This window comes from Mycetocola sp. Y171 (assembly GCF_056713165.1).
Genome location: NZ_JBWYGX010000001.1, coordinates 907,679 through 930,545, shown reverse-complemented (window position 1 = coordinate 930,545; position 22,867 = coordinate 907,679). Strand labels below are relative to the sequence as shown.

General features: G+C 67.7%; 24 protein-coding genes. 9 read left to right on the top strand and 15 right to left on the bottom strand.

Translation table 11 applies throughout. The annotated features are described in order from the left end of the window. Nucleotides 1-14: 14 nt before the first annotated feature. Nucleotides 15-914 carry an alpha/beta fold hydrolase gene (locus tag AC1M2K_RS04375; protein ID WP_480239976.1) on the top strand — a complete coding sequence of 300 codons (900 nt, stop codon included), beginning with the start codon at nt 15-17 and terminating at the stop codon, nt 912-914. Here the strand turns inward: AC1M2K_RS04375 and AC1M2K_RS04370 are convergent. After that, complete coding sequence (locus AC1M2K_RS04370; RefSeq protein ID WP_480239975.1) at nt 877-1,638, bottom strand: glycosyltransferase family 2 protein; 762 nt, start codon at nt 1,636-1,638, stop codon at nt 877-879. The two genes, AC1M2K_RS04375 and AC1M2K_RS04370, sit on opposite strands and share 38 nt — an antisense overlap. A gap of 118 nt (nt 1,639-1,756) precedes the next feature. Here AC1M2K_RS04370 and AC1M2K_RS04365 point away from each other — a divergent pair, with 118 nt between their 5' ends. Then, nucleotides 1,757-1,999 carry a hypothetical protein gene (locus tag AC1M2K_RS04365; RefSeq protein WP_480239974.1) on the top strand — a complete coding sequence of 81 codons (243 nt, stop codon included), beginning with the start codon at nt 1,757-1,759 and terminating at the stop codon, nt 1,997-1,999. Further along, nucleotides 1,986-3,083, top strand: a complete 1,098-nt coding sequence (locus AC1M2K_RS04360; protein ID WP_480239973.1) for a YihY/virulence factor BrkB family protein — start codon at nt 1,986-1,988, stop codon at nt 3,081-3,083. The genes AC1M2K_RS04365 and AC1M2K_RS04360 overlap by 14 nt, the downstream gene beginning before the upstream one ends. Before the next feature lie 145 nt (nt 3,084-3,228). On the opposite strand, the gene AC1M2K_RS04355 is transcribed toward AC1M2K_RS04360, so the two are convergent. The 4 genes from AC1M2K_RS04355 to AC1M2K_RS04340 all read right to left on the bottom strand — a co-directional run bounded on the left by AC1M2K_RS04355 (nt 3,229) and on the right by AC1M2K_RS04340 (nt 6,188). After that, the gene (locus AC1M2K_RS04355; RefSeq protein ID WP_480239972.1) at nt 3,229-3,747 is read right to left on the bottom strand and encodes a methylated-DNA--[protein]-cysteine S-methyltransferase; all 519 of its coding nucleotides are present in this window, start codon (nt 3,745-3,747) and stop codon (nt 3,229-3,231) included. Then, nucleotides 3,744-5,213: an AlkA N-terminal domain-containing protein gene (locus AC1M2K_RS04350; RefSeq protein ID WP_480239971.1), complete on the bottom strand. Its 1,470-nt coding sequence runs from the start codon at nt 5,211-5,213 to the stop codon at nt 3,744-3,746. The genes AC1M2K_RS04355 and AC1M2K_RS04350 overlap by 4 nt, the downstream gene beginning before the upstream one ends. A gap of 205 nt (nt 5,214-5,418) precedes the next feature. Next, nucleotides 5,419-5,877 (bottom strand): MarR family winged helix-turn-helix transcriptional regulator, encoded by a 459-nt coding sequence (locus tag AC1M2K_RS04345; RefSeq protein WP_480238182.1) that lies wholly within the window; start codon nt 5,875-5,877, stop codon nt 5,419-5,421. 23 nt (nt 5,878-5,900) lie between these two features. Further along, nucleotides 5,901-6,188, bottom strand: coding sequence for a hypothetical protein (locus tag AC1M2K_RS04340; RefSeq protein WP_480238181.1), 288 nt, complete (start codon nt 6,186-6,188; stop codon nt 5,901-5,903). A gap of 426 nt (nt 6,189-6,614) precedes the next feature. Between AC1M2K_RS04340 and AC1M2K_RS04335 the strand changes: the two genes are divergently transcribed. Further along, a complete protein-coding gene (locus tag AC1M2K_RS04335) occupies nt 6,615-7,292 on the top strand; it encodes a hypothetical protein (RefSeq protein WP_480239970.1) in 678 nt (225 codons plus the stop codon). 108 nt (nt 7,293-7,400) lie between these two features. Next, a complete protein-coding gene (locus tag AC1M2K_RS04330) occupies nt 7,401-9,986 on the top strand; it encodes an excinuclease ABC subunit UvrA (RefSeq protein ID WP_480239969.1) in 2,586 nt (861 codons plus the stop codon). A 61-nt stretch (nt 9,987-10,047) separates the two neighbouring features. Here AC1M2K_RS04330 and AC1M2K_RS04325 read toward each other — a convergent pair whose 3' ends face one another. The 3 genes from AC1M2K_RS04325 to upp form a co-directional block, all read right to left on the bottom strand. Next, complete coding sequence (locus AC1M2K_RS04325) at nt 10,048-10,788, bottom strand: formylglycine-generating enzyme family protein (RefSeq protein ID WP_480239968.1); 741 nt, start codon at nt 10,786-10,788, stop codon at nt 10,048-10,050. Nucleotides 10,789-10,833: 45 nt separating this feature from the next. Further along, nucleotides 10,834-11,532: a winged helix-turn-helix domain-containing protein gene (locus AC1M2K_RS04320; RefSeq protein WP_480239967.1), complete on the bottom strand. Its 699-nt coding sequence runs from the start codon at nt 11,530-11,532 to the stop codon at nt 10,834-10,836. 561 nt (nt 11,533-12,093) lie between these two features. Then, nucleotides 12,094-12,726 (bottom strand): uracil phosphoribosyltransferase, encoded by a 633-nt coding sequence (gene upp, locus AC1M2K_RS04315; RefSeq protein WP_480238176.1) that lies wholly within the window; start codon nt 12,724-12,726, stop codon nt 12,094-12,096. A gap of 115 nt (nt 12,727-12,841) precedes the next feature. Here upp and AC1M2K_RS04310 point away from each other — a divergent pair, with 115 nt between their 5' ends. From AC1M2K_RS04310 to tadA, 4 genes are all read left to right on the top strand, one after another. Then, on the top strand, nt 12,842-13,000 hold the full coding sequence (locus AC1M2K_RS04310) for a hypothetical protein (RefSeq protein ID WP_480239966.1): 159 nt from the start codon (nt 12,842-12,844) through the stop codon (nt 12,998-13,000). Next, nucleotides 12,997-14,529, top strand: a complete 1,533-nt coding sequence (locus AC1M2K_RS04305) for a glycoside hydrolase family 3 protein (RefSeq protein ID WP_480239965.1) — start codon at nt 12,997-12,999, stop codon at nt 14,527-14,529. The genes AC1M2K_RS04310 and AC1M2K_RS04305 overlap by 4 nt, the downstream gene beginning before the upstream one ends. A gap of 75 nt (nt 14,530-14,604) precedes the next feature. Next, nucleotides 14,605-15,609, top strand: coding sequence for an N-acetylmuramic acid 6-phosphate etherase (murQ, locus tag AC1M2K_RS04300; protein ID WP_480239964.1), 1,005 nt, complete (start codon nt 14,605-14,607; stop codon nt 15,607-15,609). A 28-nt stretch (nt 15,610-15,637) separates the two neighbouring features. Then, complete coding sequence (gene tadA / locus AC1M2K_RS04295) at nt 15,638-16,105, top strand: tRNA adenosine(34) deaminase TadA (RefSeq protein ID WP_480238172.1); 468 nt, start codon at nt 15,638-15,640, stop codon at nt 16,103-16,105. Nucleotides 16,106-16,136: 31 nt separating this feature from the next. Here tadA and AC1M2K_RS04290 read toward each other — a convergent pair whose 3' ends face one another. The 7 genes from AC1M2K_RS04290 to AC1M2K_RS04260 form a co-directional block, all read right to left on the bottom strand. After that, nucleotides 16,137-16,970, bottom strand: coding sequence for a universal stress protein (locus AC1M2K_RS04290; RefSeq protein WP_480240804.1), 834 nt, complete (start codon nt 16,968-16,970; stop codon nt 16,137-16,139). 36 nt (nt 16,971-17,006) lie between these two features. Further along, entirely contained in the window at nt 17,007-17,585 is a 579-nt protein-coding gene (locus AC1M2K_RS04285; RefSeq protein WP_480239963.1) for an HhH-GPD-type base excision DNA repair protein, read from the bottom strand. Between the two features lie 70 nt (nt 17,586-17,655). Continuing rightward, nucleotides 17,656-18,618: a cation diffusion facilitator family transporter gene (locus AC1M2K_RS04280; protein WP_480238170.1), complete on the bottom strand. Its 963-nt coding sequence runs from the start codon at nt 18,616-18,618 to the stop codon at nt 17,656-17,658. Nucleotides 18,619-18,647: 29 nt separating this feature from the next. Next, a complete protein-coding gene (locus AC1M2K_RS04275; RefSeq protein ID WP_480239962.1) occupies nt 18,648-19,601 on the bottom strand; it encodes an N-acetylglucosamine kinase in 954 nt (317 codons plus the stop codon). A gap of 14 nt (nt 19,602-19,615) precedes the next feature. After that, on the bottom strand, nt 19,616-20,830 hold the full coding sequence (locus AC1M2K_RS04270) for an ROK family transcriptional regulator (RefSeq protein WP_480239961.1): 1,215 nt from the start codon (nt 20,828-20,830) through the stop codon (nt 19,616-19,618). Between the two features lie 163 nt (nt 20,831-20,993). Continuing rightward, a complete protein-coding gene (locus AC1M2K_RS04265) occupies nt 20,994-22,100 on the bottom strand; it encodes a Gfo/Idh/MocA family protein (protein WP_480239960.1) in 1,107 nt (368 codons plus the stop codon). Beyond that, the gene (locus AC1M2K_RS04260; RefSeq protein ID WP_480239959.1) at nt 22,097-22,852 is read right to left on the bottom strand and encodes a sugar phosphate isomerase/epimerase family protein; all 756 of its coding nucleotides are present in this window, start codon (nt 22,850-22,852) and stop codon (nt 22,097-22,099) included. The genes AC1M2K_RS04265 and AC1M2K_RS04260 overlap by 4 nt, the downstream gene beginning before the upstream one ends. Nucleotides 22,853-22,867: the final 15 nt, after the last annotated feature.

Here is a 22,867-nt window from a genome sequence, read left to right as displayed (position 1 = left end):
GTACATTGGGCGCCATGTCGCCGGCTGATGTGCCCACCGCACTCGATGAAAGTCTCCCTGACATCGACTGGGTGACGCTGCCGCACGGCGTCACCCGGTTTCAGTTCGTTGCGCCGAGCGGGCCACTCGCCGCGATCGAGATCGGGGACCGTTCCGCGGCGCGGGTGGTGCTCGTGCCGGGCGTCACCGGGTCGAAGGAGGACTTCTGGTTCCTCCTCGACCAGCTCGCGGCATCCGGATACCACGTGGAGAGTTTCGACCTGGCCGGCCAGTACGAGTCCGCCGGCGCGGGACCTGAGCAGCTCGCACCGCCCAGGGACCGCTACGACTACGACCTGTTCGTCGACGACCTCATCGCGTTCATCGAGCGAGGGCAGACACCCGTGCATCTGCTCGGCTACTCCTTCGCTGGCGTCGTGGCCGAGCTCGTCGTCGAGCGGAGACCCGACCTGGTCTCCAGCCTCACCCTCCTCAGCACTCCTCCGCTCGCGGGTCGCCCGAATCGCGGCATCCGGAAGATCGGCTGGCTCGATGCGGTGACGAGCCCGCTGGTCGATGCGGCGCTGATGAAGTGGGGCATCGTCTGGAACGTGCAGAGGGTGGGTCCTGGCCGGCTCGCGTTCGTCAGGTCTCGGTTCGCCCTCACGCGGACGTCCTCCCGCGTGCAGGTGATGGGGCTGCTGAAGAACGTCCCGGATGTGTCTGAGGCGCTCGCCGAAGCATCCGTTCCGAAGCTCATCGCCGTCGGCTCGCACGACCTGTGGCCGCTGCGGCTGCACAGCGAATTCGCGGAACGGATCGGGGCGACGCTCTGCGTCTATCGCACAGGCCACAGCCCGTGCGAGACGGCACCCCACCAGCTGAGCCGCGACATGCTCAGGCTGTTCGCGCTGACCGCCGCCGAACGGCGGTGACCACCTTTCGTCTGGCCGCCCGTCGTTTGCGGGGCGACTCATCGAGAACGTTCACGGTGACCGTACCGAAGCCCCATGAGACCCGGCGAGCGAACCCCGCCCAGTTGTCGAACGGGCGTGCAGACACGGCGATGGTGAGGTCCGGGTCGAAATGCACGGTCATCCCTGGCCGGAACTGGAAGCTCAGGTCGAGGTCGTCGTGCAGGTCGGCCCTGCCTCGGTGGGTTCGCTCACGCACCATCCGCCAGGCGTCGGCCCGGATGGCGAAATTGGAGCCGAAGAGCGGCGGATGCCCGAGAAGCAGCTCCATCGACCAGAAATAGCTCGCCAGATAGCAGGAGCGCCCGAACCACCGGGTGAATGCCGACCCGCCGTAGAACTCTGCCGAGCCGGTGACGGCGGATACGTCCGGATGTGACTCGAGTGAGCTCTCCAGGCGTTCGAGCCAGTCCGGCGCAGGAACGCAGTCAGCGTCGAGGCGCGCCAGGATCTCACCGTCTGCGGCGTCGAACCCGGCGCTCGTCGCCGCGGGGATTCCCCGACGCGGTTCGACCACGACGCGCGCGCCGAACGAGCGCGCGACGCGCGCGGAGGCATCCGTGCTGCCGTTGTCGACGACGATCAGCTCATCGGCGATGCGGGTCTGCCTGGCGAGGGCGTCGAGGCAGACGCTGAGGAGCTCGGCGTCGTTGTAGACGGGGATGATCACGGAGATGCGGGTCACGGCTCTCACGATACGGACCACTGATGGATACCGTCATGGGGTTGCGCAGCGCTGCCAGTTCGGTGCAGCTGAGGCAAGCCCTATGCCGAATTTACGGGCGAGGATTATGGTGAAGACCATGGCTGATCAGAATGGCGTCACGATGACGCTCCCCACCGATCGTCGCGAGCGCGACGGTTCGGTAGGCGAGCAGGTACGGATTCTCAATCTCGAGGAGATCCGTGAAGACCTGGCCTCGACGATGGCCGAAATCCGGCGCAAGGTCTCACTCGGGATGGTGATCGCGGTCTCTGCGGCGTTCGTCGGCATCATCGTTGCGGCGGTCGTCGCCATCGTGAGCGGTGACCGTGACTCAGAGTAAAGCGGACGCCGACCGCGACGAGCGCGAGCGCGAGGAGCCCGAAACGGCGATCGCCGGCGCGCCATCGGACGCCGAGCTCGCCCAGGAAGCACCGTCTGAGGCCCGGGTCAGGCCGCCCAAGCTGCGCCCCAGGGATTTCTCGGTCGTTTACAAGCGGGCTTTCCAGCAGTTCGGCAAGGACCAGGTCACCGACATCGCTGCCGGGCTGACGTACTTCGCCGTACTCGCGCTCTTCCCGGCCATCCTGGCGATCGTCTCGTTGCTCTCCCTCGTCAACCAGGACTCGAACGTCACGGAGCAGCTGCTCGCGATCTTCCGATCGATCGCACCGCAGGATACTGTCGACAGCCTCGAAGGTCCGATCACCGACCTCACGGCGACGCCGGCGGCGGGTCTCGGTTTCGTCGTCGGACTCGTGGGCGCGATCTGGTCGGCATCCGGTTTCGTCGGCGCGTTCTCGCGTGGAATGAACCGCATCTACGCGGTGCAGGAAGGCCGCACGTACCTCAAGTTCCAGCCGGTGATCCTGCTGGTCACGATCATCTCGCTGGTAACCCTGGCCGCGATGGCGCTGATCATCGTCGTGAGCGGTGACATCGCCCAGGCAGTCGGGAGCGTCATCGGGATCGGTGACGAAGTCGTGCTGGTCTGGGACATCGCGAAGTGGCCGGTACTCGCGTTCCTGGCCGTGCTGATCCTCGCCATGCTGTACTACGCGACCCCGAACGTGAAACAGCACAAGTTCCGCTGGCTGACGATCGGTTCGGTGACAGCTCTGCTCGCGTGGGCGGCTGCGACCTTCGGTTTCTTCTTCTACGTCTCGAACTTCGGCAACTACGGCAAGGTGTACGGAGCACTCGGTGGCATCATCGTGTTCCTGTTGTGGCTCTACATCAGCAACATGGCGATCCTGTACGGCGCCGAGGTCGACTCCGAAGCCGAACGTGTGCGTGAGCTGCGGGCGGGAATCAAGGCCGAGTACGCCGTCCAGCTGCCGCTGAGGGGCACGGCTCGCATCGACGCGGCGATCGAGGCCGAGGCGCGAGCCGTGCTCGAGGCGAAGAAACTCCGCCAGGAGGGCTGACGCCGGCGCCGTCGCCTCGCGGCGTCGGTGTTTCAGGAGATCACCCGATTATCAGGATGGATCTCGGAATTGGGTCCTGAAATTCGTGCGATCTCCTGCAAATCGTGCGTCGTTCGCTGATGTAGCCGCTTTCCTGAGGCCGGTGTCAGCGTGCTGTAGCAGCCTCGCGCGCGAGCAGCGATCGCTTCACGTCGAGACCCCAGGCGAACCCGCCGAGCGACCCATCGGTGCGCAGGACGCGATGGCACGGCACGAAGAGGGCAGGGGCGTTCGTCGCGCAGGCGCTCGCCGCAGCCCGGACCGCGCGCGGGTTGCCGATGGCCGCGGCGAACTCGGTGTAGCTCTGCGGGTGTCCTGGCCGGATGCGACGCAATTGCGCCCAACCACGCATCCGGAACTCCCCGCCGCGCTGGGCGACCACGACGTCGTCGATCGCGGACACGTCTCCGGCGTAGTACGCGAGAACCGCGTCGGCCGCAGAAGTGTTCCCGGGCTCGACCGCTGACGGCCGGAGCTCAGGGGCGATGCGCGCCACGAGTGCGTCGACCGATGCGGTCCAGCCCGAGGCGAGGACGGCGCCGTCGGCGCGGGCGACGATGCTGAACGGTCCGTCAGGGGTGGCGACCGTCTCGAAGATGGCGGTGCCGGTGCCGGTGGTGGTCATGGGATCTCCTGGGGGATCGGGGAAGGCAGCCCGGCAGCGCGCCAGAGGTGCAGGCAGAGGTAGGATCGCCAGGGCGAGAGCCCGGCGGCGTATGCGGTGAGGGGTCGTGGGTCGCCAGGCAGGCCGAGATTTCGGGCGCCGGAGCGGACGGCGACGTCGCCAGACAGGAACACGTCCGGATTGCCGAGCACGCGCATCCCGACATAGCCGGCCGTCCAGTCGCCGATGCCGGCGAACGCGGTGAGCCTGGCGTGCTGTTCGGTGGCGTCGTCGCCCAGGCTGAGCGTGAGGTCTCCGGAAGCAAGGGCATCCGCGATGCGCATCACCGTATCGATCTTCGCGCGTGGCCCGACGAGGGCATCCCGTCCGTTGGCGGCGATCTGCGCGGCGGACGGGAAGAGATGGGTGAGGCCGTCGGCGTTCTCGGCGGGTTCGAGCACGGTGCCGCAGGCAGCCGTCAGCCGGTTCAGTTGGGTGCGCGCCGCGGCGACGGTGATCTGCTGGCCGATGATCGCGCGGAACAGCATCTCATCGGCATCCACGGCACCCGGCAGGCGGATGCCGGGGATCGCCGCGACGCGCGGAGCAAGGTTCGGGTCGGCGCTGAGTGCCGTGTCGACCGCGATCGGGTCAGCGTCGAGGTCGAAGAGTCGCCGCACCCGTGACACGAGCACGGGCAGGTCGCCGAGCTGGGTGAGTCGAGCGTCGAGCCGGAGTGCCTTGCCGTCGAAGCGGACCTCGAACCGCGCCGGTCCACCCGGCAGCAGGATTGTGCGCGTGTACGTCGTCGCCGTGGCGATCTCGACGCCGGTGACGGCGCGCGGGATGAGCCAGCCGAACACCCCTGCCGCGTCGAACGGGGCACGGAACGGCAACGACAGCGACAGCGTGCCCGGCGTCGACGAGTGCGGCCCGCGTTTCGCCCGGATCTGCCCTGGCGTCAGCTCGAAGACCTCGGTGATGGTGTCGTTGAACTGGCGGATGCTGGCGAAACCGGCGGCGAAAGCGATGTCGGCGACGGGGAGGTCCGTGGACGTCAGCAGGGTGCGGGCGGTCTGGGCCCGGTGGGCGCGAGAGAGGGCGAGCGGTCCTGCGCCGAGCTCCTGGTGGAGGACCCGGGTGAGGTGCCTGGACGAGTACCCGAGGCGTCCGGCCAGCCCGGGGACTCCCTCGCGCTCGACGATGCCGTCGCCGATCAGGCGCATGGCCCGTGAGGCGAGGTCGTTGCGGAGATTCCAGTCCGGGGTGCCAGGCACGGCCTCCGGGAGGCAGCGCTTGCACGCACGGAATCCCGCCTCGTGCGCGGCGGCGCTGGTGGCGTAGAAGGTGACGTTCTCGGCTTTCGGTGTGCGGGCCGGGCAGGACGGTCGGCAGTAGATGCCGGTCGAGCGCACCGCGGTGATGAATTGCCCGTCGAAACGGGAATCCTTCGCCTGGATGACGCGGTACCGCTCGGTGAAGTCCATGGCTTCAGCCTGTCACAGCGGATGTCACGTCGCTAGCGGAAATCGGACATCGCCGTCGCCCGCCTGAGTCGAGCAGGCAGCAACACACGCACGGTTTTCAGGAGATGGGAGGGTTTGCAGGAGCGAATCGGCCGAAGCATCCTGATAACCGTGCGATCTCCTGCAAACCCGACGCCGGCCGAGCGCCGAGGCCGCAGCGCCCGGACTACTCGGGGGTCGGCTCGGACTCGGGTTCCGGGCAGCGCAACTTGCCGGTGAGGCGCGCGAGCTGAGTGAGTTCGTCGTCGTCGAGCGCGGAACCCATCAGTTCGGTGATGGTCTGCATGTGCAGCCTGGCCACCTCGCGGTACTTATCGAAGCCGGCATCCGTGATGGCGACGATCGTTCCTCGCTTGTCGGTCGGATCCGGATGCTTCGACACGAATCCGCGAGAGACCAGCCGGTCGATGAGGCGGCTGACGCTCGGCTGGCTCAGCAGGACCAGCTGGTTGATGTCGCGCAGGCGGGCACGCCGCTCCGGCTGCAGGGAAAGGTTGAACAGGACGTCGTACTCGTTGAGCGACATGGTGCGTGTCGGAAACTCAGACGCGAGCACCCGGATGACCCCGACCTGGGCGCGGAACAGCGACTCCCATGCGGATACCGCCAGCTCTCGATCCGTCATTCTCGCCCTCCTGACGACCTAGCCTAGGGGTTTGGGGCGCCATTCCCAGCCCCTTGCCTGGGGCCGGTGACCCCGCGGTAGAGCAGCACGAGTCCGAGAACGTTGACGCCGAAGCCGATCAGGGCGAGCGGGATGCCGATGAACAGCGACATGGGGTTCATGGTGAGGAACCAGAGCAGGCACAGCAGCACGCCGCCGGCGAGGATGAGCAGACCGATGCCGAAGCACACGATGCCAATGGCGACGGAGGATGTCAGCAGGCGGGGATGCTCCACCGGTGGGGTGTCGGCATCCGCGTTTTCGGGGCTCATCTTCTCAGGGTAGCGTCCGGATCACGAGTGCCCGTTAACAGGATTGAGGGCCGGTCGTAGAGGCTTACGACCGACCCTCCCCTTGCACCAAGAGTGTCCTGCAATCACATTCCGCGGTAGCTGCCACAGCAAAACAACTAACGCTCTCTGAATATATAACGGAAAGGTAACAGCGTCTAGTTATCGAAACGTTATTTTTCTGGGAGTTGTCCGCGAGGCAAGAACCGACGCGTGCGCAGCCCGCAGTCGGTTGCCATGAAATCCCCCGTCCGGGCCACTTTCGTGGATCTCATCCTTCAGGAGGACGCGGCATGTCTCAGGTGCCCAGTAGCCTCGCGGATGAGCGAAGACTGCGAGCCGCTGTTCGAATCAGGCTTGCTGTCACACCGTCGCACGCACGCCAACAGCTATCCGGGGGGATACCGCATGACCGAATCGAGCGCGCCCGAAAGGACCGACAAAAGGGGCGTCATCCTGGGCGTCTCCATCGCCGTGATCGCGGTGCTCATCCTGGGGGGTGGGGTGGCGTACGCACTCGCGATTCAGCCCGACCCTGAGGCACCGCCGGTGCCATCCACCGAGCAGCCAGCCGTGCCGGACAAGCCGGCGCCGGTCTCCGAGCCGACGGCCGAGCCAGTCGCGCTGCCGACCGACTGCCGGAAGATCTACACGGAGGAGTTCCTTGACGCGCACAAGAACGCGGATCTGAACCACGAAGGCGTCGTCGGGACACCGGTTTCCCGCTTCGCGCCGATCGAAGCCATCCGTGAGACGCTCCCCGGCATCGAATGCCAGTGGGGCGGACCGACCGAGGGCGGCATCTACAGTGCCGTCAACGCAATCACGCCCGACGTGGAGATCGAACTCATCGCCGCTGCCACCGAGAGCGGATTCACGTGCGAAGGGGCCGGCGACGACATCACCCTCTGCCGACACAGCGAGACGTTCCCGGAGGATGAGGCGGACCCGAACAACACGACGATCTGGACGAGTGCCGAAGACGTGTACCTCCGTGACGGTCTCGTCGTCACGACCTGGTACGCCGGGACCGCGAGCTCGATCGACGCCGTGACTCAGCCGATCTACGACACGCTCTGGCCGTAGCCACTCGAGACCGACCCTGCTGACGCGGGCTGCACCGGGCGATGAGAGACGAGTCACGCCGTCGGCCGTGAGATGTCAATGCCCCGGTGCCTGCCACGGTGCCCGCATATGGTGGAGACGGTGTCGATACTTCAGCAACACCCCAACCCCGCCGCGCAGGATGCCCACGATGAGGGATTCGTCCGCGTCCGAGGCGCCCGCGAGAACAACCTCCGCGATGTCGACGTCGACGTGCCACGCGGAACGATCGTCGCGTTCACCGGGGTGTCGGGTTCCGGAAAGTCCTCACTGGCATTCGGCACCATCTTCGCCGAGGCCCAGCGCCGGTTTCTCGAGTCTGTCGCCCCGTATGCCAGGCGGCTGATCGCCCAGGGACACACGCCCCACGTCGACGAGATCACCGGGCTTCCGCCGGCCGTCGCACTCCAGCAGCGTCGCGGAGCCGCGAGTTCCCGATCGACCGTCGGCACACTCACGACACTGTCGAACTCGACGCGGATGCTGTTCTCGCGTGCGGGAACGTACCCGCCGGGTGCCCCTCGGCTGGAGTCGGATTCCTTCTCACCCAACACCGCGACGGGCGCCTGCCCGCGCTGCCACGGGTTGGGCATCGCGCACTCGGTCACCGAATCTTCCGCGGTCCACGACCCCTCGCTGAGCATCCGCGAAGGGGCAATCACCGCCTGGCCGGGCGCGTGGCAGGGCAAGAATCTTCGCGACATCGTCGTCCAGCTCGGCTACGACATCGAGCTCCCGTGGCGAGACCTGCCGCGAGCCGACCGCGACTGGTTGCTGTTCACCGACGAGCAGCCGGTCGTCGAGATCACGCCGCAGCGCGACCGCGTGGCGAAGCCGTACAAGGGGCGCTTCTGGAGCGCCCGAAGCCACATCATGCACACGCTCGCCGACTCGAAGAGCGAGACGTCGCGTGCGCGGGCATCGCGCTTCGTCGAATCGGGACCCTGTGAGTTGTGCGGCGGAAGCGGACTCACCCGGGCAGCGCTCGCGGTGACGTTCGCCGGTCTCACGATCGCCGACCTCAACGCCCTGCCGCTGTCTGAACTCGCCGAGGTCATCCGTCCGACGGCCGAACTGGATGAGGCGACCGCTGCCGTGTCATCCGCATCGTCGGGCGAAGTCACCGAGGTCGCCGTCACGATCGCGTCGGATCTCCTCAGCCGGATCGAACTGCTCAGCGGCCTCGGGCTCGGGTACCTCAGCCTCGGCCGGCGCACGCCGACACTGTCACCGGGGGAGATGCAGCGCCTCCGCATCGCGACCCAGTTGCGCTCAGGACTGTTCGGCGTGATCTACGTCCTCGACGAGCCGTCGGCGGGGTTGCATCCCGCCGACGCCGAGCCGCTGATCGTCGTCCTCGAGCAACTCGTCGCCGCAGGCAATTCCGTGTTCGTGGTCGAGCACAACATGGACGTCGTCCGTCGGGCCGACTGGCTCGTCGATGTCGGCCCAGGCGCCGGTTCCGGCGGCGGTTCGGTGCTGTACAGCGGCCCGGTTGCCGGGCTCGCCGAGATCGACGCCTCCCTGACGAGGCGTTTCCTCCACCGCGACGGCGAGGTTGGGACCGACCGACCTGCGGTGCGGACGCCGTCGGGCTGGCTCGGGCTCCGCGGCATCACCCGCCACAACCTGCTGGACCTCGACGTCGACGTGCCTCTCGGTGTGCTGACCGCCGTGACCGGTGTGTCTGGATCGGGCAAGTCGACACTCGTCAGCCGCGTCCTGGCTGACGCCGCTCGGGAGGGGCTCCACCGGTCCCACGGCCGCGGCGCCGTGCCCGCTGACCCCGCCGGTGAGCCCGCCGATCCCGACGGCGAAGACGACACGACCGGGGCGACTGCGCTCGACGAGGTGACCGGCCTCGAGACGGTCGATCGGATGGTCCGCGTCGACCAGCGGCCTATCGGACGGACGCCCCGATCGAACCTGGCCACGTACACCGGCCTGTTCGACGCCGTCCGGGCGACGTTCGCGGCGACTCCGGATGCCGTCGCTCGCGGGTACGACGCCGGCCGGTTCTCCTTCAACGTGGCCGGCGGTCGCTGCGAGACCTGCCTCGGAGAGGGTTTCGTCGAAGTCGAGCTGCTGTTCCTGCCTGGAAGTTACGCACCGTGCCCCAGCTGCGGCGGGTCACGCTACAACGCGGAGACCCTCGAGATCGAGTACCGCGGCACGAACGTCGCAGACGTGCTCCGGATGACCGTCGACGACGCTGCCGGCTTTCTCGTCGACGTCGCTCCGGCGTCCCGCAGTCTCGAGACGCTGCGCGAGGTGGGCCTGGGCTACCTCCGACTCGGTCAGCCGGCCACGGAGCTCTCCGGCGGTGAAGCGCAGCGCATCAAGCTCGCCACGGAGCTGCAGCGCGCCCGCCGCGGTCACACGCTCTACCTCCTGGACGAGCCGACCACCGGCCTCCACCCCGCCGACGTCCAGCTGCTGATGACGCAGCTCAACCGTCTCGTCGACACCGGCAACACCGTCGTTCTCGTCGAACACGACATGGACGTGGTCGCGGGCTCGGACTGGGTCATCGACATGGGCCCTGCGGGAGGCAACGAAGGCGGCCGCGTCGTCGTTGCCGGGGTGCCCGAGACCGTTGCGGAGCATCCCTCGAGTCGAACTGCCCCGTACCTTGCCGACCGGATCGCGGAGTATTCAGCGTCGCCTCAGGTGTGATCGGCAGGCGGCTCAGGCGGCTCAGGCGGCTCAGGCGGCTCAGGCGGGACCGAGGGCTGATTCACGGCCTCGCCTGCTTGCGTCGCCCGAGAGGTGTCCAGCCGATCGGCAGCGGCCCGGAGACGGTCCCCCTGCGGTCGTCGGCGTCGGCGGACCAGCCCTGCGCCTCCCGCGCCCCAGGTGTCCCGACCGAGCCACGCGCCATCCGGAAGCCGACGTCCTCGAGCACCGCGTCCGGTGCGCTGCCCCGGCGGATGGATGCCCTGGCGCTCCACGCGCGGTCGGCCCAGCCGCCGCCGCGAAGGGTACGGTAATCGCCGTAGCGAGCCGGATCCGCATGGTCCCAGCACCACTCCCACACGTTCCCGATGGTGTCGAAGAGGCCGAAGGCGTTCGGGCGCTTTCGGGCCACCGGCTGCGGTCCGGTCACCGCATCTTCCGCCGTCCAGGCGATGACGTCGATCGGTCCGTACGTCGGCGCGGTCGTCCCAGCGCGGCACGCCCATTCCCATTCCGCTTCAGTGGGCAGGCGATACCCGTCCGCGTGCACGTTCCACTCGACCGAGCCCGCGGTGAGGACGTACGCCGGGTCGAGCCCGGCTGTGAGGGACGCACGGTTGCACCACTCGACGGCCTGCCACCAGGTCACCGGATGCTTCGGTGTCCCGTCCTCGTCCGTCACCGGGGTCGTGGCGATCTCGAACGGCACCAGCGAGACATCACGGGCCGACCCTGTGCGCGCGTCGCGCAGAGTGATCGTTCCCCCGGGGATCGGTACCAGATCGCCGAGGGGATGGAACATCCCTCGAACCCAGCCCGTCACGGGCATCCGCTCGCGACGGGCCCGTCAGAAAAGGTCGGGTGACGGGGTCGAGGAGTGGCGGATCGACACGTCGGCGTGGCGGTCGAAGCGGTAGCCGACGCCACGGACGGTGCGCACGATGTCTTCGTAGCGACCGAGTTTGGCGCGCAGGCGACGCACGTGCACGTCGATGGTGCGCTCGTTGGGGACCTCGTCCTCGTCGCCGGCCTTCCAGAGCGACGAGATGAGTTCCGCGCGGTCGATCGTACGACCCTCCCGGAGCACCAGGTACTGCAGGAGTTCGAACTCTTTGTAGGTGAGGCCGACCGAGTCGTTGTCGAGGACGAGACGCTTGCGGGAGATGTCGATCACGACGCCGGCGTGAGCACGGTCGAGTTCTTCTTCGTCCTCGGCCTGGCGGTGGTGGGCGAGGGCAGACGGGTCCTGAAGCGCGAGCCGGACGACGTCGACGTCACGGCCGCCTGCTCCCTCGGGAGCGAGTGCCACAGCCGCGTACGTTTCGGATGTCGGAGCGAGCTCGGCCGCCAGGGCTTTGAGGGCCTGGACGATCGCGCCGAGGTTCGTCCCGGCGGCCGCTGCCTTGGCGTCATCGATCCCGACGTAGAGCACGAAGCCGCGGGCTTCGGTCCCGGCCGGGACGGCGCGGAGGCGGGGAGCGGCTGCCGGCGTGTTGGCGGCGACGGTGGTGGACGGTGCGAAAGAGGTTGCGTGAACGAGAGACATGAGGGGGGAATCCTTTTGGATGATGTGATGCGTCGAACCGCGGTCACCGCAAGAAGCGGGTGCGACGGATGCCGTCAGCTGACGGCGGTTCGGAATGTGGCCTGTGCGGCGGCCGGAACGGATGCGAGGTGTGGCATCCGGGACGCAATGCGGCGACGAGATCGGTCGGGCGAGAGCGTGGCGACGGTTTACGCGGTTAGCGACACATTCGACAACACACGACTGCGCTACGGGCCATCATCATGCCCGCAGTTCCACGAGGCTCAAGGGAGCTCAGGGGATACGCGTTATCAGTCATGTCGTTGAGTTAACAGCACGGTGTCGCGGTGTGTCAAATCTTTGCACCGCATGACGAAAAAACTCGAAAATCGAAAGGTTCTGCGTAAAGACTTGACTTTGCAAAAAGAACCTTCGAAGCGCACCCAGCCGTTCGCGACCTGTCGCAAGGACCTGCGTCGTGAATTTTGGCGCAGCGGGCGTCGGCATCGTGTGCCGAGGGTGTGGTCGGGCGCCCATGGGCGCCGGTGCACGGTGCCGCCGCCCGCGTGGAAGTGGAGGGGTCTAGACCAGGCCGTAGAGGCGGTCGCCCGCATCCCCGAGGCCCGGCACGATGTAGCCCTGCTCGTTGAGACGTTCGTCGAGTGCGCCGAGGACGATGGTGACATCGCGTCCCTCTGTCGCCTTCTCCAGGGCCGCGATCCCCTCGGGGGCGGCGAGGAGACAGATCGCGGTCACATCGACCGCACCGCGCTTGAAGAGGAATTCGATGGCGGCGCCGAGCGAGCCGCCCGTCGCGAGCATCGGGTCGAGCACGAAGCACTGGCGGTCGGACAGATCATCCGGCAGACGTTCGGCGTATGTCGTCGGTTCGAGGGTCTCCTCGTTGCGCACCATGCCGAGAAAGCCGACCTCGGCGGTCGGCAGCAGCTTGACCATGCCCTCGAGCATGCCGAGTCCTGCACGCAGGATCGGGACGACGAGGGGGCGCGGCTGGCTGATCGCGAGACCGGTCGTCGTGGTCACCGGGGTCTCGATCTCGACGCTCTCGGTGCGCACGTTGCGGGTGGCCTCGTAGGCCAGGAGTGTCACCAGCTCTTCGGTCAGCGCGCGGAACACCGGAGACGGAGTCGTCCGGTCACGCAACACCGTGAGTTTGTGGGTGATCAGGGGGTGGTCCGCTACGTGCACTCGCATGGGTCAAACCTACCGGGTGCAGGGCGGATCCACCGCCCCGGCCGGACCATCACCTGGTGTCGTAGGCGCATGAAAATCCTTTGCAAACGAGCGCGCCCCAGTGAATACTATTTTCATGCCGACGCCGCAGCAGCTGTTCCGACGACCTCTCTCGACGGTGTTCCGGCGACGGGTCCCCGGAAAGGCGGCATCGACGATGATCGCCATGCCCGTGTCGATCGTGCTCGTGCGGGATGCGTGGACTGCCGAACGAGGCGCGGTCGCGTCGCGATGAGTGCGCAAAACGACCCCGCCGTTCTCGCGCTCATCCGCGGCGTCCTCTGGCCCGGTTTCCTCGGCCGAGCCATCCCAGACTGGCTCCGTCATGAGCTCGCCGGGGGACTCGCGGGTGCGGTACTTTTCGCGCAGAACATCGACGAACACGACCCCGAACAGCTGCCAGGCCTCACGAGTGCCATGCGTTCGGTGGCGAACCACCCTCTCATCGGTATAGACGAGGAGGGCGGAAACGTCACCAGGCTCGAAGCCGCTCGAGGGTCGACCCTGCCCGGCCACGCCCAGCTCGGCGCCGTCGACGACGAGGAGTTGACCCGGGCGACCGGTGGCGAGCTTGCCCGCCGAGTCGGGGCAGCCGGTGTGAACGTTGCGCTTGCGCCTGACGCCGACGTGAACACGGAACCGCGCAACCCGGTGATCGGCGTGCGCTCGTTCGGGACTGACCCGATCCTCGTCGCACGACACGTGGCCGCGATGGTCGAGGGTATCCAGGCCGGCGGAGTCGTCGCCTGCGCGAAGCACTACCCCGGGCACGGAGACACGAGTGCAGATTCGCACACGGACCTGCCGCGTTCGAACAGCGACTGGGACCTGATGCTCCGTGAGCACCTGCCCCCGTTCGACGCCGCGATCGCCGCCGGTGTGCGTGCCATCATGACGGCACACATCCTCGTGCCAGGACAGGGCGCGCGCCCTGCGACCCTGAACCCGGCGATCCTGGGCTCGCTGCGCGAGCGCGGATTCACCGGCACCATCGTGACGGATGCCCTCGACATGGCAGCGATTCGGGGCACGGTGGGTTCTGGCCCGGGGGCTGTACAGGCGCTCATCGCCGGCTCGGACCTTCTCTGCATCGGCAACCCTGCGAACCCCGGGAACAGCGGACCGGCCGCCGACGCCGATGCCTACTTCGACGTGAGACGCGCGATCAGCGACGCCATCGACGACGGCACGCTGCCCCTTGCTGTTCTCGAGCGTGCCGCCGCGAACGTGGCCGACCTGGGCCGGTGGACCGACGACTGCAGTGGTCTCCGCCGTGCCGCAGGCGACGCCCGATCTCCCCTGGTCAGCACCGACAGTATCGTCGCCGCAGCGATACGAACCGGCGGCAGGATTCCCCGGCTCGTCGGAGCTGTTCGAGTTCTCGATCTTCGCCATCGGGCGACGATCGCCGTTGCCACCGAAACCGACGTTTTCACGACGGCGCTCGCCGCCAACGGCGCCTCAGCTGAGAGCCTCCGCCTGGGGCCGGTGTCGAACGATGCGGCACCCGACACCATCCGCTCCGCCGTCTCATCTGCACCCGATGGGCTCGTCGTGATCGTCGATCGGATCGGCGTTTCCGATCCGCAGGCGGAGGCGGTCCCCATGATCCGCAGCCTCCGGCCGGACGCCGTCGTCATCAACGTCGGCATGCCAACCGCAGAAGGCGCGCGCGTGCTCGGCCCGATCATCGAGACGCTCGGCAACTCCTTGGCAAGTGCCACCGTCGTCGCGCGTATGCTTCGCACAGGGAGCAAGGCGTGACAGACGTGCACTCAGAAGCATCCCGGTTGCCCGTGGCTTCCCGGACCGGGCTTCGCAACGAAATGAGGATGACTCGTGGATGACACGACTGCTGCACGGCCGGGAAACCCCTTACACGAGGTCCTCGAGTCGCTCGCCACTGAACAGGTCGATGTTCGTTACGGCGAGCTCGACCTGCTGTCGACCAGGGACCTGGTCAGTGCGATGGGCGCCGAGGATGCGACGGTTCCGATAGCCGTCGCCGCTGCCGGCGACGCGATCGCAGCAACCGTCGACCAGGTCGTTGCCCGGATGCATCAGGGGGGACGAATCATCTATGTCGGCGCTGGAACGCCCGGCCGACTGGGCGTGCTCGATGCAAGTGAGGCTCCTCCGACGTTCGGAATCGATCCCGGCGTCATCGTGGGAGTCATCGCCGGGGGACGGGATGCCCTCCTCACTGCGGTCGAAGGCGCTGAGGACGACGAATCAGCCGGCCGTGCCGGCCTCGCAGCGCTGAACGTCACCGCGCTGGACGCTGTCATCTGTATCTCTGCTTCTGGGCGGTCCCCGTACGTGGTGGCTGCCGCGCGAGAGGCGAGGAGGCGAGGTGCGTTCACGGCGAGCATCGCTTGCAACGCGGCATCCGACCTCGCCAAAGCGGTCGACGTTGCGATCGACGTCGTCGTCGGGCCCGAGATCCTGGCCGGGTCGACGCGGTTGAAAGCAGGGACGGCCCAGAAGCTTGTCCTCAACATGATCTCGACGATCACGATGGTCCGACTCGGCAAAACCTTCGGCAACCTGATGGTGGACCTGCAAGCCAGCAACGAGAAGCTTCGCGCCAGATCTGAGCGCACGGTCATGCTGGCGACAGGCGTCGACGAGGCGACAGCCGTGGCGACCCTGGCCGACGTGGGCGGCTCCGTGAAGGCAGCCATTCTCGTTCACCTCGGTGGGGTCGATGCAGCTGACGCGCTGCGGGTGCTCGCAGACAACGACGGCTTCCTTCGACGGGCGATCAGGCGGGCAACCCTGGCGGACGGCAGGGAGATCGATGAAGGTAACAGGCAGCGATCAGGAGCGGCCTCGCTCGAATAGGCTGACGACGCAGCAATGATGGAGGATCATGCCACTGCCCGTCGACCCAGCAGACCACGAGTGGATGCGGCGTGCCCTCGACGAAGCCAGGGCCGCACTCGCGACGGATGACGTCCCGGTCGGTGCCGTCGTCGTCACGGCCGGAGGTCGTCTCCTCGGAACCGGCCGCAACGCCCGCGAGGCCAGGCAGGATCCGACGGCGCACGCCGAGGTCGAGGCGATTCGCGCCGCTGCCGAAGCATCAGGCGACTGGCACCTCACGGATGCCACGCTGTACGTCACGCTCGAACCCTGCGTGATGTGCGCAGGGGCCATCCTCGCCGCCCGCATTCCCCGGGTCGTCTTCGGGGCGTGGGATGAGAAGGCCGGCGCAGCCGGCAGCGTCTACGACGTGCTGCGCGACCGACGGCTCAACCACCGCGTGGAGGTCGTGTCCGGCGTCGACGCGGATGCCTGCGGCGAGCTTCTCACGGACTTCTTCCGGTCTGGCCGCTGACGCGGCATCCACCCGATCCGAGCGCGGCGGCTCAGCGCACGATCACCGTCGGCGCCGCGAGCCTGGCGAGGACACCGTGGCTGACGGACCCGAGAAGGAACCGGGCGACGGCCCCACGGCCGTGGCTTCCGACGACGACGAGTGACGCGTTCGACGCCTCCTCGAGGAGCACCGTCGTCGGGTCCCCTTCGGCGACGACGCGGCGAACGCTGACGCTCGGATGCGCTCCCATCACCCGGTCGAGCGAGCGCGTGAGCGTCTCCTTGCCGATCTCCGTGAGGTCTTCCACGTATTCGACCGGGAACGCGAGGTCATAGCCGTAGACGACGGGGTTCGGCCAGGCGTTCACAGCGATGAGCGGTTCGCCCAGCCGGTCGGCCTCCTCGACGGCGAAGGCCAGCGCATGTTCCGAGATCGGCGATCCGTCGACGCCGACGACGACGCCGTCACGCCCGCTCAGGTCGAGGGTGGGGATGACGGCGACCGGTGTCGTGCTGGCGGCCGCGATCCGGAAGCCCCGGTTCCCGTGCCCGCTCGACGCCGTGTCGCCGGTCGAATCGCTGCCGACGACGACCATGTCCGAGTCCTGCGACAGCCGGACCAGTTCCCCGAGCGGGTCACCTTCGCCCGTGCTCGTTGTCACGTCGAGCCCGGGTGAGCCGGCCCGGGCGAGATCGGAAGCGGACGCAAGCATGGCGTCCACTTCCGAACGTGCTGCCGAGAGGAGACCGGCGTTTCCTGCCCGGCGGATCCCTTCGTCGACGACATGGACGAGGTGCAGCCCGAGCCCACGAGAGGCCGCGCGCCTGGCCGCCCAGCGCACAGCCGCCGCGCTGGTGTCCAGGGTCCTCACACCGACAAGCATCCGATTCGACACGGGGTCCTCACTCTCGCTTGGTTCTCAGGGGGCCTTCTTCGCGGCGGCTTTGGCTGCTCGCTTGGTCTCGCGGACTTTCGCGAGCGACTCGGCGTCGACGATGTCGGCGACGGAGCGGTGGCTGCCGTCGTCGCCGTATGATCCGGCTGCATCACGCCAGCCGTCCCCGTCGAAGCCGTACTGCTTGCCGAGGAGAGCAACGAAGATCCTGGCTTTCTGGTCGCCGAAACCGGGGAGGGCGGCGAGCCTGCGGTACACCTCAGCGCCGTCCGGGTCGCCGCGCGTCCACAGGGCCGACGCGTCCCCGTCCCAGTTCTCGACGAGGCTCTGGCAGAGTGCCTGGATCCGTCCGGCCATGTTGCCTGGATAGCGATGGACGGCGGGTGGAGTGCGGCAGAGTTCGACGAATGCCTCCGGTTCGACGCCGGCGATCGTCGCGGCGTCCAACGAGCCGAGTCGGTCCCGGATCTTCGCCGGGCCTGCGAACGCCGTCTCCATCGGGACCTGCTGGTCGAGGAGCATCCCGATCAACAGCGCCAGCGGGTCGGCCCCGAGCAGATCGTCGGCTGTGCGGTCTCCGGTGATCGTCAGGTGCGGCGTCATGCCTCATGCTTACCACTCGGCAGCACGCGGCGCGATCCCGTGACCGGGCGCCGACGCGAGCGCCGTCCGCTCAATCCTCGCTCTTGAGCACGATGGTCTCGGTGGCCGGGGTTTCGGCGGCTGGGCGGCGGTAGACATCCGGTTCGAGGTAGATGACGCGCGCCGCCGGGACCGCAGCCCGGATGCGCTCCTCGACGACGTCGATCTGCTTCGCCACCTGGGCGAGAGGAAGGTCGGTGGGAAACCCGAGCTTGGCGGCCACGAGCAGTTCGTCAGGGCCGAGGTAGAGCGTCTTCATGTGGATGAGCTTCTCGACCTCGTCGCCGCTCTCGATCGCGGCCGTGATGGCATCCGCGTCGGCGTCTGTGGCGCCCTCTCCGACCAGGAGACTCTTCGTCTCGATGCCGAGTAGCACGGCAACGACGATGAGCAGCGCGCCGATGAAGAGCGTGCCGATGGCATCCCAGGTCCCGTCGCCGGTGAGCACGCTGACCGAGACGCCGATGAAGGCGAAGGTGAGGCCGAGGAGGGCGGCGACGTCTTCCAGCAGGACGACGGGGAGTTCGGGCGCCTTAGCCCTGCGGACGAACTGCACCCAGGTCTGCGTTCCGCGGACGTGGTTCGATTCGCGGACGGCGGTGCGCAGCGAGAGGGACTCGAGAACGATGGCGATGGCGAGCACCAGGAGCGGCAGCCACGGCACCTCGATGGGATGCGGCTCCCTGAGCTTTTCGATGCCCTCGTAGATCGAGAACACACCACCGACCGAGAACAGGATGATGGCGACCACGAAGGCATACACGTAGCGTTCACGGCCGTAACCGAACGGGTGCTCCTTGTCAGCCGCACGCTTGGCCTGGCGGCCGCCGAAGATCAGCAGGAGCTGGTTGCCGGCGTCGGCGAGCGAGTGGACGCTCTCCGCCAGCATCGACGACGATCCCGAGAACACGAACGCGATGAACTTGGTGATCGCGATTCCCGTGTTGGCGAGGAACGCTGCGAGAATTGCCTTCGTTCCGCCCGATGCGCTCATGGTTCTCCTTGTGTCTGTAGGAAGTGTAGTTACTCCGCGACAGCGGGCAGCAACCCGGCGGTGTGGATGAATTCGCTGAGGGGATGCCCCGGCGTGACGTCGAGAAGGGCCTGCACTCCGTCGAGCGGCCTGCCGAGAGGTTGCTCGAGTGTTGCACCAGGCGCGTGCGAGGCGAGAGCGACCGAGAGGGCCTCCCTGAGGATGGCCGCGTGGGTGGGAAGCGCCCCGACGGCACCGACCCTGGCGGGCTGCCCCCTCTGCCAGCCGACTCGAGCCAGCGCGCTGGCCGCCGAGTGGGCCAGCTCGCCGGCAGCTGCGGTGACGATGGCGTGAGCGGCGGCGTCGCCGGCGGTTGCGGCGTCGACAACCGGTCGGCAGAAGGATGCGATACGGGACACCCGCTTGGGGTCGGCCTGCACCACCATGTACACCTCATCGAGCGGCCCGAAGAGCTCGATCGCCGTTGCCTCGAGGCTCGTGTGCGGCGCGCGGCCGTCGAATGCGCGCAGCGCGGCGTCGAGTCCGGCCCGTCCGATCCAGTAGCCGCTGCCTGCGTCACCGAGAAGGAAGCCCCAGCCGTCGACCTTGGCCACTCGCGATTCCGACAGTGCGAGCACGACGACCCCGGTGCCGACGGCGAGCATCACCCCGGGGGCGGTCCCGTTCGCCGCGAGGTAACCGGTGATCGAGTCGTGGGCAAGGGCGACCCGCTGCACGCCGATCTGCCGGGTGGCCGCGAGGAGCGCGTCCGGGTTGGCCGCTGCTGGCGTGAGCCCTGACGTGCCGACGGCGAGTTCGTCGATCCGCTGGCCGGTGCTCGCGGACAGGCCGATGGCCAGATCCGCGATCTGGTCGACGACCGGGCGGTCGGTGAGGATGCCGTGCCCGTCCGTCTCGCTCACAACACGGCCGTTGTCGGTGAGACGCAGCCGCGCGCCGGTCTGCCCGCCGTCGATGGACAGGCGGAGAAGGGGGAGAGTCATGAGAGTTCCGTGGATCAGGCGAACGTGACAGAACGCAGTGAGCGGGGGGAGAGGCGGTCCTGCAGGACGAGAGTGGCCGCGCCCAATGCCGCTGCGTCGTTGCCGTTCACCGACATCCGCACTTCGACACCGTGGATGCCCCGGGCCAGCGCACGTTCATCAAGCGCACGCGCGATGGTCTGCACATAGATCGATCCGGCCGTGGAGAACGCGCTCCCGGCCAGGACGATGAGCTGGAGGTCGAGGAGGTTGACCATCGAGACGACGGCGCTCGCCAGGTAGTCGGCCGACTCCTCGATGAGAGCGCGCGGCCCGGCCTCGCCCCTGGCTGCCGCACTGCTGATGGTGGCGAAGTCGACCGAGATGTTGCCGGTCAGTTGCAGGTCGAGGGTGCCTTTAGCGACGGCATCCGCCGCCTTCTCCACGATCGCGCGGGGTCCGGCGTACAGCTCGAGACAGCCGATGTTGCCGCAGGGGCAGGTCAGCCCCCTGGCGTCGACACTGAGATGTCCGATCTCGCCGACGTTCGACGAGACTCCGTGGTAGATCGTGCCGTCGATGACGATTCCGGACCCGATGCCCGAACCCATGTACACGGACGCGTAGCTCTCGTAGCCCGCGGTCGCACCGAGCCAGTACTCGCCGATCGCAGCCGCCGTCGCGTCGTTGTCGAACTCGCACTGCAGGCCGGTCGTGGTGGCGAGGGCCTTGCGGATGGGGAAATCGCTCCAGCCGGTGAGCGACGGAACTCCGCGGACCGTGCCGTCCTCCCGGTCGACGGGGCCGGGGATGGCGAGGCCCATCCCGACGATCGACGAACGGTCGAGGTCGAGGCCGGCGATGAGGGACTCGATGTCCTCCGCCATGCGTGCGACGACCGCGACAGGTGAGGCGTCACCGGGCCCACCGACGCGCTTCCGGCCGACGACGGTGCCGCCCAGGTCGGCGACGATGTAGGTGATGTAGTCCTGCCCGACGTGGACGCCGATGGCCAGGCGCGACGCAGGGTTGATTTCGAGCCGCATCCTCGGCTTGCCGCCTGTGGACTCCCCGCGGCCGGTCTCACTGATGACACCGTCTGCGAGGAGTTCGCGGACGACCGTCGAGATCGTCGCCTGCGTGAGGCCGGTGAGCTCGGCGAGTTCCACCCGGCTGATCGGGCCGGCAGAGCGGATGAGGTCGAGCGTCTTCCCCTTGGAGGAGGCGCGGCGTCGAGGTTTTTCGGTCACGACGACCATACTAACTAACTTTGCTTTATAAAGTGCATGAAGAAAGTGGCCGGTTCCTTGAGGAACCGGCCACAGTCTATCGTCGCGAGCGGTGCATTGTCTGGAATTCTCACGAATCCGAGGCTGTCAGCCCCCTGGCGTGATCGAGAGCGTCGTTCGAGGGTTACAGGGTCGTTGCGCGGGGATCCCAATCCGCCGGGAGCGGCGGCACGCTTGGCGCAGTGCTGCCGACCTCGACGAACTCCCCCGACTCGACGGATTCGGCGATCGAGACCATCGTGTCGACGACGTGGAATGCGAGCTCGCCGGACGCCCGGTGGGGTCGGTCCTCACGGATCGCCCGCGCGAGTTCGAGCACGCCGGTGCCCCGGGTGGAGCTGGCGACGGTGGAGGCGAGCACCTCGGGGCTCTCGGCTCCGCGGCGATGGATGACGAGGTCTCCGTCGAAGTTGTTCGGGTCGGGGAGCACGAGAGTGCCTTCTGTTCCGGAGATCTCGACGAAGCCGTGGCGCCGGAGCGCGGAGTCGAAGCTCCAGATGCTCTGCCCGGACCCACCGGCCTCGAACTGGAGCAAGGCGCCGACGTGGGACGGCACGGTCACGTCGAACTCTTCACCCGCCTTCGGGCCTGAGCCGATCGTGCGGCGCGGGTGCGCCGTCGACCCCGACGCCGCCACGCGCGCGATCGATCCGAATGCCTGGACGAGTGCCGTGAGATAGTACGGGCCGATGTCGAACAGCGGGCCGGCGCCCTCCTGGAACAGGAAGGCGGGGTTCGGATGCCAGGCCTCAGGCCCGGGGGACTGCATCAGCGTGAGGGCAGACAACGGTGTGCCGATCTGGCCCTCGTTGATGGCCCGGAACGCGGCCTGCAGGCCGGCCCCGAGGAAGGTGTCAGGTGCGCAGCCGACGCGGAGGCCGGCAGCGGCCGCCGCGGAGAGAAGGCGGTGACCGCTTTCCCGGTCGAGGGAGAACGGCTTCTCGGTGAGGACGTGTTTGCCTGCCGCGATCGCGTCGAGCGCGATGGGGACGTGGGCGGTCGGGATCGTGAGGTTCACGACGATTTCGACGTCCGGGTGGGAGAGCACGGCGTCGACGCCGCCGCTCGTCTCGATCCCGAACTGCGCCGCGCGTTTCGCCGCCGAGTCCTCGAAGAGGTCCCCGACCGCGTGCACCGTGACATCCGGGAACGAGGTCAGGTTCTCGAGGTACGTCTCGCTGATGACGCCGGCACCGATGATGCCGATGCCGACGGGGCCTGCGCCGCTCATGAGGTGGCCTTCCCGGAGGTGAGGTAGGTGTAGCTGTCGGCGACGGCGTCGAAGACATCGCCATCGAAGTCGTCGAGCTCGACGACGCCGATCCTGAGATCGGGGATGGCGTCGATGATCGACCAGATCGGGAGTGTGCCTGACCCGACCGCGACCTGCTTCTTCGGGTCGAGGCTGCCGTCGCCGTCCTTGATGTGGATCGCGACGACCCTGCTGCCGAGGCGTTCGAGCAGGTCGACAGGGTCGACGCCGCCCGCCTGCGCCCAGTAGGTGTCGACCTCGAGGACGACCGCCGGGTCGAGCCCGTCGACCAGGAGTTCGAGGGCAGGGCGGCCGTCGATGCGGTTTTCGAGTTCGAAGTGGTGGTTGTGGTAGCCGACGGTGAGCCCGAACTCGGCAGCGAGGCGCGCGGCCGCATTGAGCTTGTCGGCGGTGGCTGCCACGTCCTCGGCGGTCGTCCACAATGTGCGGTCGACATGAGGGTCGATGACGAGTCCGATCCCGAGACGGACGGCTGCCTCGAACGCGGGCCGCTGGTCATCAAGCCGGAGCAGGCCGACGTGGGTCGACGGTGCCGTGAGGCCTGTTTCAGTAAGCGCGGACTCGAGCTGGTCGGCCTTCTCGATGAAATTGAACGGCTCGACCTGGCGGTAGCCGATGTCGGCGATGCGTCGCATCGTTCCGGCGAAGTCTGCTTCGAGGGCATCCCTCACGGTGTAGAGCTGCAGGGAAGGGGTGGGAAATACAGGCATGGACTCCATCATCCT